General features: G+C 69.3%; 9 protein-coding genes and 1 pseudogene. 5 read left to right on the top strand and 5 right to left on the bottom strand.

Annotated features, from left to right (window positions below):
• Positions 1-829 precede the first annotated feature (829 nt).
• Both VIM19_03330 and istB read left to right on the top strand, forming a co-directional pair.
• Positions 830-2,194 (top strand): IS21 family transposase, encoded by a 1,365-nt coding sequence (locus VIM19_03330; protein ID HEY5183941.1) that lies wholly within the window; start codon positions 830-832, stop codon positions 2,192-2,194.
• A complete protein-coding gene (gene istB / locus VIM19_03325) occupies positions 2,191-3,054 on the top strand; it encodes an IS21-like element helper ATPase IstB (protein ID HEY5183940.1) in 864 nt (287 codons plus the stop codon). Before VIM19_03330 ends, istB begins: the two co-directional genes overlap by 4 nt.
• 46 nt (positions 3,055-3,100) lie before the next feature.
• Here the strand turns inward: istB and VIM19_03320 are convergent, their stop codons facing one another.
• Both VIM19_03320 and VIM19_03315 read right to left on the bottom strand, forming a co-directional pair.
• Positions 3,101-3,277, bottom strand: coding sequence for a hypothetical protein (locus tag VIM19_03320; protein HEY5183939.1), 177 nt, complete (start codon positions 3,275-3,277; stop codon positions 3,101-3,103).
• Between the two features lie 150 nt (positions 3,278-3,427).
• The gene (locus VIM19_03315) at positions 3,428-4,321 is read right to left on the bottom strand and encodes an aminoglycoside phosphotransferase family protein (GenBank protein ID HEY5183938.1); all 894 of its coding nucleotides are present in this window, start codon (positions 4,319-4,321) and stop codon (positions 3,428-3,430) included.
• A 767-nt stretch (positions 4,322-5,088) separates the two neighbouring features.
• Between VIM19_03315 and VIM19_03310 the strand changes: the two genes are divergently transcribed.
• Both VIM19_03310 and VIM19_03305 read left to right on the top strand, forming a co-directional pair.
• Positions 5,089-5,358 carry a hypothetical protein gene (locus VIM19_03310; GenBank protein ID HEY5183937.1) on the top strand — a complete coding sequence of 90 codons (270 nt, stop codon included), beginning with the start codon at positions 5,089-5,091 and terminating at the stop codon, positions 5,356-5,358.
• An 87-nt stretch (positions 5,359-5,445) separates the two neighbouring features.
• Positions 5,446-5,790, top strand: a complete 345-nt coding sequence (locus VIM19_03305) for a histone-like nucleoid-structuring protein Lsr2 (GenBank protein ID HEY5183936.1) — start codon at positions 5,446-5,448, stop codon at positions 5,788-5,790.
• Positions 5,791-6,176: 386 nt separating this feature from the next.
• On the opposite strand, the gene VIM19_03300 is transcribed toward VIM19_03305, so the two are convergent.
• On the bottom strand, positions 6,177-6,575 hold the full coding sequence (locus tag VIM19_03300) for a hypothetical protein (GenBank protein HEY5183935.1): 399 nt from the start codon (positions 6,573-6,575) through the stop codon (positions 6,177-6,179).
• A gap of 197 nt (positions 6,576-6,772) precedes the next feature.
• Positions 6,773-7,090: pseudogene (locus VIM19_03295) on the bottom strand (hypothetical protein).
• Between the two features lie 619 nt (positions 7,091-7,709).
• Between VIM19_03295 and VIM19_03290 the strand changes: the two are divergent.
• Entirely contained in the window at positions 7,710-8,378 is a 669-nt protein-coding gene (locus VIM19_03290; GenBank protein HEY5183934.1) for a hypothetical protein, read from the top strand.
• A 241-nt stretch (positions 8,379-8,619) separates the two neighbouring features.
• Here VIM19_03290 and VIM19_03285 read toward each other — a convergent pair.
• On the bottom strand, positions 8,620-8,983 hold a 364-nt coding region (locus VIM19_03285; protein ID HEY5183933.1), incomplete at its 5' end, for an aquaporin.

Raw genomic sequence — 8,983 nt, 5'->3', positions numbered from 1 at the left:
GCACACGCACCGCGACGGCCCGCCGTCCTGATCTCCGGCCCGCCCCGCGTGTGTCCGACTAAGGCAACAACTGGGGTGTTGGGCGGCACAGGGGCTGCAACCTGCGGGCATGCGGTGCGCCCGCCGAGGGCACCCGCCGTTCCTAGCGGAGCTTCGCTGCCTCGATGGCCGCGCGCTGGGCTTCCTCGACGAGCCACCGGACATCTTCCGAGACTTCCGCAGCCCCTCGACGTTCACTGGCCATCGCAGCCGCGCGCCTGGGGTTGAAGTCTCGCGAGATCTCGACCGCCGCAGCCCGTTGCCTGGGCCTGGGGGTCATGACTTGCGCTGGCATGGCAGCCTCCCCCGCGTGTCACTGTCTCAGTCAGTAGCAGTGTCCTGCGCATCCGATCGTCGTCGGCAGAGGACAAGGACCTGTGAGCCGCTGGGCCTCGCGGGACATTCCAAGCGCGCGCTCGGGGCGAGTCGCCGCCCGGCTTCGCCCCTGAGCTGTCAGGAGCGAACGTCCCGCCCCGCTGTCGGATCTTGCGCTGGCGTCACCGGCAGGCCCCAACCCCGCGCCAGCCCAGGATCGGCACCTATGTGCGTCGGTTCTCTTCGCTCTTGAACCAGAAGCGCATGCCTCGGCCCGCGAAAGGCTCTTCGTCGTATCGCGGGATCAAGTGGCAGTGCGCATGAGGGATCGACTGACTGACAGCGCTCATCGAAATTCCCCAGTGACGCTCATTGAAGTTCCCCACCTGTGTGGCTCCGCCGATGAGGGCGGGTCTCCTTCGAGGCTGGTGGTCTCTGACCACCGACCAGCGTTTCGAAGGAGACCCGCTTTCTCATGCTCACATGGGAGGACGACGTGGAAGTACACGCACTACGCAAGAGGGGTTGGTCGATCTCGGCGATCGCCCGGCATACCGGTCGGGACCGCAAGACGGTCCGGGCCTACCTGAACGGTGAGCGCGCCCCGGGGGTGCGGGTGCGGACGGTCGATCCGTTCGCGCCGTTCCTGGACTACGTGACCGCGAGGCTGGTCGAGGACCCGCATCTGTGGGCGGTCACCTTGTTCGACGAGCTGCTCGCGCTCGGCTTCGAAGCGTCGTATCCGACGCTGACCCGACAGATCCGGGCCCGCGGGCTGCGACCGGCCTGCGCGGCGTGTGTGGGCGCGACCGGGCGGGCGAACGCGGTGATCGAGCACCCACCCGGCGCGGAGACGCAGTGGGACTGGCTCGACCTGCCCGACCCGCCCGCGGCCTGGGGGTGGGGCAAGACCGCGCACCTGCTGGTCGGGTCGCTGGCCCACTCGGGTCGGTGGCGGGCGGTGCTGTCCCCGTCGATGGACCAGCCCCACCTCATCGACGCCCTGGACCGGGTCACCCGTGGCCTGGGCGGGCTCACCGCAGGGTGGCGCTTCGACCGGATGGCCACGGTCTGCCACCCCGACAGCGGCCGGGTGACCGCGTCGTTCGCCGGGGTGGCGAAGCATTACGGGGTGTCCGTGTCGATCTGTCCGGCACGCTCGGGGCACCGCAAGGGCGTGGTGGAGAAGGTCAACCACACCGCCGCACAACGGTGGTGGCGCACCCTGGCCGACGATGTCAGCGTCGAGGAGGCCCAGATGAGCCTGGACGCCTTCGCCGCGACCCGCGGCGACACCCGGTTGCGGCCCGGGCCGGGCGGGAAGTCCACCATCGCGGCCCTGGCCGCGGCCGAGCCGCTGCGACCGGCACCGCACGCCCCCTACCCGGTGATCATGACCGAACCCCGGGTGGTGTCCCGTCAGGCGCTGGTCTCCTACCGCGGCAACCAGTACTCGGTGCCCCCCGAGCTGGTCGGCGCGAGCGTCACGGTGAACCGGGCACTCGGCGCTGAGGTGATCGACATCGCGACCGGCTCGGGCATCGTCGTGGCCCGCCACCGCCTGGCCGGCGACGGGACCGGCGCGATGGTCCGCGACCACGGTCACGTCATCGCCCTCGAGCACACCGCGATGGCCGGCGCCACCAGCGCCCGGCCACACCGCCGCAAGGAACGCATCCCACCCGGTCCCGCGGCCCGCGCCGCCGCGGATGCCTTGCGCGAGAACGGAATGAACGATCAGCACGACCCCACGCCAGTGCCGGCGGGGACGCCGGACCCGAACATCATCGACCTGTCGACCTACGAACGAGCCGCCACCGGAAGGAACACCCTGACATGACCCCCACCACCACCACCAGGACCGAAACCCTTACCAGCGAACGGATCCCGGCGCCGGGCACGACCTCGGCGGCCTCGCTCTACCAGCAGCTACGAGCGCACCTGGCGGTGCTCAAGCTGCACGACGCCGCCGAGGCACTGCCCGCCGTCCTGGACGCCGCCACGACCGAGAAGCTGTCCATGACCGCAGCCCTGGAACGGCTCCTCGCGATCGAGGTCGACGCCACCGAGGCCCGGCGACTGGCCGGAAGGCTGCGCTTCGCCTGCCTGCCCACCCCGGCCACCCTCGCCGACTTCGACTACGACGCCGCCGCCGGCGTCGACCGGCACCTCATCGAGGAACTCGGAACCTGCCGCTACCTGCAATCGGCGACCAACGTGCTGCTGATCGGACCACCCGGCGTCGGCAAGACCCACCTGTCCGTCGGTCTCGCACGAGCCGCCGCGCACGCCGGCTACCGCACCTACTTCACCACCGCAGCCGACCTCGCCGCCCGCTGCCACCGCGCCGCGATCGAAGGCCGCTGGGCCACCACCATGCGCTTCTACGCCGGACCAACCCTGCTCGTCATCGATGAACTGGGCTACCTACCATTGCCCGCCGAGGCCGCCTCAGCGCTGTTTCAGGTTGTCTCACAACGATATTTGAAGACCTCGATCGTGATCACCACCAACCGGGGCGTCGGATCCTGGGGCGAAGTCCTCGGCGACACCACCGTCGCCGCAGCCATGCTCGACCGCTTACTGCACCGATCCGTCGTCCTCAACCTCGACGGCGACTCCTACCGCCTACGCGACCACCACGCACGAGCCGACAAGCTGCGCCGCACCACCACCGGCACCCGTCAACCACTACGCTGACCACCGCCACAGGATGGGGAATTTCGACGAGCACAACCGAGGAACTTCAGAGAGCGCCGTCATGACCGCCGACTGGCTCCACATTCCAGCCGACGTTGTAGCCGCCGGGGTGGAACTGATCATCGAGCATGGTCCGCAGCATCACGAGAAGCTCCTGTGTCGAGGCCCATTCCTCCGCAGTGAGGTCGAAGGGTGACGCGACGTGCCGAGCGGGCAGCACCATGACGGAGCCGTGGGGACGTTCACCCGTCCACATGGCGTAGCAGGGACCAGAGACACCGATCACTTGGTCCGGCGGTGGGTCACAGAACGGGCACGCGGACATCCCCCCATACTGCCCACCCGCCTCGGATAGATCGAGCGAGATCGGCACCTATGCCGCGGATTCGTTGAGAAGGCGGTCCAGGGTCCGCTGACCCCATCGGCTTATGACGGGGTTTGTCGCGCTGTAGTACCAGACCAGGCCCATCGCTTGCTGGAGCGCCCATGCCTTCCCGCGACGCCACTGAACGTCGCCGCACTTCAGCTGTTGTCGGACTAGTTCCCTGCGATCGTGATCAAGGAGATGCCACACAGACACGAGATCGAGAGCCGGATCGGCAGCACCGAAGCCCCCAGTGTCGAGGACTCCAACCAATCGCCCGGCGTCGACCAGCACGTTCTGCGGTGTTAGATCGCCGTGGCACATGACGTCTGGGTCGATCTCGGGAAGGACTCGCAGGTCCTCCCACATGGCGCGCAGTCTCACCACGTCTACTAGTCCCTCGCTGTTTGCGAAGCACAGGTCCATCCACTCGTCGTGGTCCGGGAGATGACCCCCGCGCCCTTCGCCTGCGAACCGCCGCCCTTGTGTGTCCGCGGCGCGGAGACAAGCGAGCAAGTTCGCGAGTTCCTGAGCGAAGGCCGTGGAGCCTGCCGGATCTTCAGCGATGGCGTCCCGTCCGAGCAGCCAGGACTGAACAGCCCACGTCAGCAGATAGCCATGCCCAGGCTCTCCCATGGCGATCGGTGCAGGCGACGGAACCGGGGAAACGTCGCGGAACTCACGCGCTGCACGGGCCTCGTCGGTCAGCCAATCTCGGACTTCGTTCGGGTCCCCCGCTTGGAGCGGAAGCCGGGCGGCCAGAGACTCGCCCACCCGGAAGATGGCATTCACTGTCCCCGCTGGTGCGACTTGCTGGATCGCCAGGTTCGACCACTGCGGAAACTGGTCCGCGATCAGGGACCGGACCAACTCGGCATCGACGTCGAGTTCGCGCTCGTGCATCTTCACGCCCGAATCATGCCCGCAGCCATGCGCCCTGTAATGCCGGCTATCGAGCGGGTCCGGAAGCGTTGCGGCGCTAACCGCCCCTCCCTCGCCGGCACTACCGCAACACGTCCAGTACGGCAACTGGTGAGTTTCGTGGCGGCACAAGTCAATGGCATGCGTATCGCAGCTGATCTTTCCGGACCGGGCTCTGCGAAGGTTGCGCGCACGCAGAGTGTGCCTCCGAAAACCCCACGAGTTGCCGTACTGGGGAGCCGCGGGGCGCTGCGTTCAGGTGTGTCCCCGAGAGTGCAGGCAAGGCCCCGCCGCCTGCCGGGGGATAGGCCGCGAGGCCTTGCCGGCGCACGTTATCCGCTGCGGTGGTCGTCGGCGCCGACGTCGTGGTGATCACCCGGCTGGCGGATCGGTGCGCGGTTCACCGCGGATCGAGCCCGCCTGGGGAGCAACCGGGCCGGCTGCTGGAAGGCGCCTGGGTGCCGACGCGGGCTGTCCGGACGGTCGGCTCGGCACAGACGCTCCCGCCTGTGAGGCGGGAGCGTCTGTGCTTCTTGGGGAGGTTGCGACGTGGCCGCCGGCATGGGGGGTGCCAAACCCTGCGTCGCCGTCATGCGGTTTACCCGTCAACTACATCGCGGGCCGGGGGAGGGCGCGTAGGGACTTTGGTCCCGCTGGACGGGGCGGACGGTGGTGCGAAAGCGCCTCATGGCCGGCCGCCACCCGACCGGGCTAGCAAGATCATCGGCGGTGCTGGCGAGGTTGTGGGGGTGTCCAGTGTGATCGCGTCGAGCCCGCCCACGGCGGCCCGACTGGTGATGGGCCTGCTGCGGGCCGGGATCCCCCTGTCGTTGCTCGCCGATCTGTCCTCGAGGTCCGGGCCGGACTCGGCGGGTATCTACCGGGCTGAGCTCACCGGTGGCGCCGGCTCCCCGGACGACGTGGACCCCGACCCCGGCGGCGCGCACGGCTGGGTCAGGCCGCTCGGCGGCGACGGTGGTGTCGGATTCGGGGGCCCCGCGCGACGCCCGCCGAGCTGAAGCCGTGGGGCCCGGCCGGCGTCGGGTCTCTGCGATCATGGGGTGGCACGGGGACTGCGGCGAGCGGGAAGCGGGACCGACATGCAGTTGACGATCGATTCGAACGAGCCGTTGGAGCGGGTGCTCGACGTGGTCGGCTCGCTGTACGGCGTGCGGCTGGCCGTCAGCTCTGAGGCCCCTGAGGCACCAACCGCGGCCGGTTCACGCTCGCGTCGCCGGGCAGCCGCAAGCGCCCGTTCGACCCGGCCCCGCGGCAGCGCGGTTCCCGCTCGGTCGCACCGCGGACGGCCCGCCGCGTCCACCACCAGCCCGCCCGACTCGGCGACGTTGCGCCGGTGGGCGCAGGCCAACGGCTACCCGGTCAAGGACCGCGGTCGCATCCCGGCGTCCGTCGTCGCCGCGTACCACCAGCGTGACCGGGTGGCTGAGTAGTCCACACCGGGTCGGGGCGTCGCTGCGGTTGCGGAGCGTGCCGAGGTCCGTTGTTCCTGTCAGGCGCCCCGGCTCGGAATGTGTGGGTTTGGCAGGTCTCGGTTGTCGATGATGCGGTCCGCCCGGGACCGTGGGTCGACCGCCGTTGAGGTAGATCAGTTCGGCGGCGGGGTGCTGATCCTGGTGCAGCCGGGTGGCCTCCTCCGCCCCCTCACGGTCCGCGTCACGGGAGATGCCGCGTGCCAAGGACAGCCCCACATCGACGTCGAGCCAGATGCGGTAGTCCCAGAAGCCGAGGTACTCCGGGCGCAACGCGAAGACCCCGTCGACGATGAGCACCGCATCGGCCGCAGCACTGACCGTGTTGCTCTGGTGGTCCTCGCCGGTCAGGGGGTCGTGGGCGCACAGGACCACGTCACCAGATCCCAGCGGCCCGGCCGGCGAAACAGCAGTTCCCGGGCCGAGCCGAAGTCGTAGGTGTTGCGGTAGTAGCCCTCGCCGCTGACTCGGTCGTAGCCCAGCTCGCGAGCCTCGCGCCAGGGCTTCTTGAAGTCGTCCAGGCTGGCCCGCAGGGTGGGGCGCCCCAGGGCTCGCACGCCGGCCGCAAGCTCGTGCCCGAAGCTGGTCTTGCCGGCCGCGGTGGAGCCGTCGATGGCCACCCGAAGCCGGCCGGGACCCAGCGCGGAGACCCGGGCCGCGACGTCGCTGACCAACCCCGTCCGGGCCACAGACAGCCGCGCCGGTTCCGGCTGCAGCCAGGTGGACACCGATCCGAAGGCGTGCACAGGGCGACTGTACGAAGACCCGCCACTTGCGAGCCGGACTCCTCGGCGGCATGAGAGGGTCAGGGTGGCGCGGGTGTCGGCACGGTGCCGACCACCCATACCTTCCGATCGAGCGCGCCGGCATGCGCCCTGCAACGTGCTGGGCACACGCTTCGCTGCATAAGCGGGCGCTGGGTTCTCCATCTAGCCGGAGTCGGTCAGGTCGGCGAGCCGCCATGGCCGGTCTGCTGGCGCGCGTTCCAGGCTGGGTGGCCCCTGGTTCCGGGTGGCGTCGGGAGCACCGCCCGGGCACGCCCGCCCACGGCGATGTCGCTGTAGCGGACGGGCTCGTGTCCGACGGCGAGCTCGAGCAGGCGGTAGAAGACGAGTCCACGGGAGCGGGACCTGCGGCGGATGAAGCGGAAGACGAACTCGTCGACGTAGCTCGGTAGGTGAGCGTCGTCCACTCGGCCTTGGTGGGTGCTCGCCAGCCAGCGCTTGGCCAAGCAGGCGACCCGGTGGACGCCTGGCAGCAGCGAGCCCGGGTCCTCGCCGCGGGCCTTCGCGGCACGTTGGCTGCCCGCGTCGCGGGCGTAGCCCAGTGTCTCGATCCCGCGGTAGCTCTGCGTTTGCGGACCGTTGCGTAGTGACGGCTATGTTCGTGCGCTCATGCCGAGATGAGTGAGTCTGCACAGACGGCACCTCGCCGGCATGAGCACCGGTTGACCGCCGCGGTCCCTGGCCAGGCAAGGGACGCGACCGGCAACACCGATCGGTCCGTCCAGCCATCCCGACCTGGCCTGGGTAGCGCGTGGTCAACACGCCATCACGGCCTCGGCGCCCGAGCGGGTCGCGAGGAGGTGGTCCGCCCGGAGCGGACGAACAGGATGCAGCGATCGACGCACCGCAACGGCTGTGCGGATCCTGGTACGGCCCGAGAAGTCCTGTGCAGCGTCGATGTGAGCCTGTGCATCTTCGGCGGTTCATGACGGTGGGTGGCACGGGGTAGCGCTTCGACGGTGGGGCGGGGGGTGACGGTTGCTGTTGTTGGTTGAGCGTCGGGTCGGGCAGCGGACGCGGGCCGGTTCGCGGTAGAACTCGGTGATGAGCCTGGGTCCGGATGAGCGAGGGACGGCTAGGTCGAAGCGTCAGCTCGTGGCCGAGAACTCGTTTGCGGTCGAGTTGCGCACGCCCCGAGCGGCAGCGGTCGCGGGGATCGCCTTCGCGGTGATCCTGACTGTGGTTGTCGTCTTGTTGCACTTGGCGTTGCCGGTTGGCGGTGATCAGTCGCAGTGGATCACGCAGCAGGCGCGACGACAGAAGGTGGCGTGGGCGTTGGAGTTGATCCCCTATGCAGGGATCGCCTTCTTGTGGTTCATCGGGGTGATCCGGTCTCAGCTGGGCCATCGCGAGGACAAGTTCTTCGCCACGGCGTTTCTCGGGTCGGGGTTGTTGTTCGTGGCGATGCTGTTCGCCTCGGCGGCCAACGTCGGTGCGCTGCTGTCCTTGTACGGCGGTCGCAGCGGCGTTCCCGCGGACGAGGTGCGTCTGGTGGGTGCGGTGGGCACGGCGCTGCTGGCGACCTTCGGCATCCGTATGGCTGCGGTTTTCACCATGGTGGTGACGAACCTGGGGCGGCGGTCCGGGATCATTCCCCGCTGGCTGCTGGTCGTGGGCTATGGGGCTGCCGCGATGTTGCTGTTCGCTCCGCCTCGTACGCTCTGGGCGGTTCTGCTGTTCCCCGTGTGGGTCTTCTTGTTGAGCGTGCAGATCCTCGTCGCGTCCTTGAGGGGAGAGCCCAGCAGCGAGCCACGACAGCCTTGAGCTCAGGGTGGACGGCTGTTGCACGACGGACAGCCACCTGCGAAGCGGCGGCCGAAACGCGGACGTCCTGTGGCGTGGTGCGCAGGGTGCATGCGAACTGCCGGTGGCGGGCTAGCGCAGTGGCGTGCGGAGATCAATTGCGGATGGGGGCTTTCGCCTGGTCGCGGGGGGTGGGGCGGAACGCTCGAGTCCGTGGGGTCCCCCTCACGGCCCCGAGGGGACCTAACGGGACGTTCGCGGGTCAGCCGAGGTCGGCCTGGCCGACGGCCTCGCCGCCTTGGCGGGTGAGCGGGTAGATCAAAGCGCCGAGCGCGCCACCGACCAGCGGCGCGACGATGAACAGCCAGACCTGCGAGAGCGCGTGGCTGCCGGCGAACAGCGCCGGACCGAACGACCGGGCCGGGTTGACCGACGTGCCGTCCAGCGGGATGCCGAAGGTGTGGATCGCGGTGAGGGTGGCACCGATCGCGAGGCCTGCGGCCGCAGCGGTGGCGAACCGGTCGGTGACCATCAAGATCACGAGGATGAATGCGGCCGTGGCGAGGACCTCAAACACGAGGGCGCCGGTGAGGTTGATCGTGCCGTTGTCGTAGCTGTTCGTGCCG

Source organism: Actinomycetes bacterium (genome assembly GCA_036510875.1).
Classification (GTDB): domain Bacteria; phylum Actinomycetota; class Actinomycetes; order Prado026; family Prado026; genus DATCDE01.
This window is presented reverse-complemented; position numbering and strand designations above follow the sequence as displayed.

What these genes read in the sequence shown, in the direction of transcription:
- VIM19_03330 (HEY5183941.1), top strand. Translation starts at nt 830, where the DNA reads ATGCTCACATGGGAGGACGACGTGGAAGTACACGCACTACGCAAGAGG.
- istB (HEY5183940.1), top strand. Translation starts at nt 2,191, where the DNA reads ATGACCCCCACCACCACCACCAGGACCGAAACCCTTACCAGCGAACGG.
- VIM19_03320 (HEY5183939.1), bottom strand. Translation starts at nt 3,277, where the DNA reads ATGGTGCTGCCCGCTCGGCACGTCGCGTCACCCTTCGACCTCACTGCG.
- VIM19_03315 (HEY5183938.1), bottom strand. Translation starts at nt 4,321, where the DNA reads ATGCACGAGCGCGAACTCGACGTCGATGCCGAGTTGGTCCGGTCCCTG.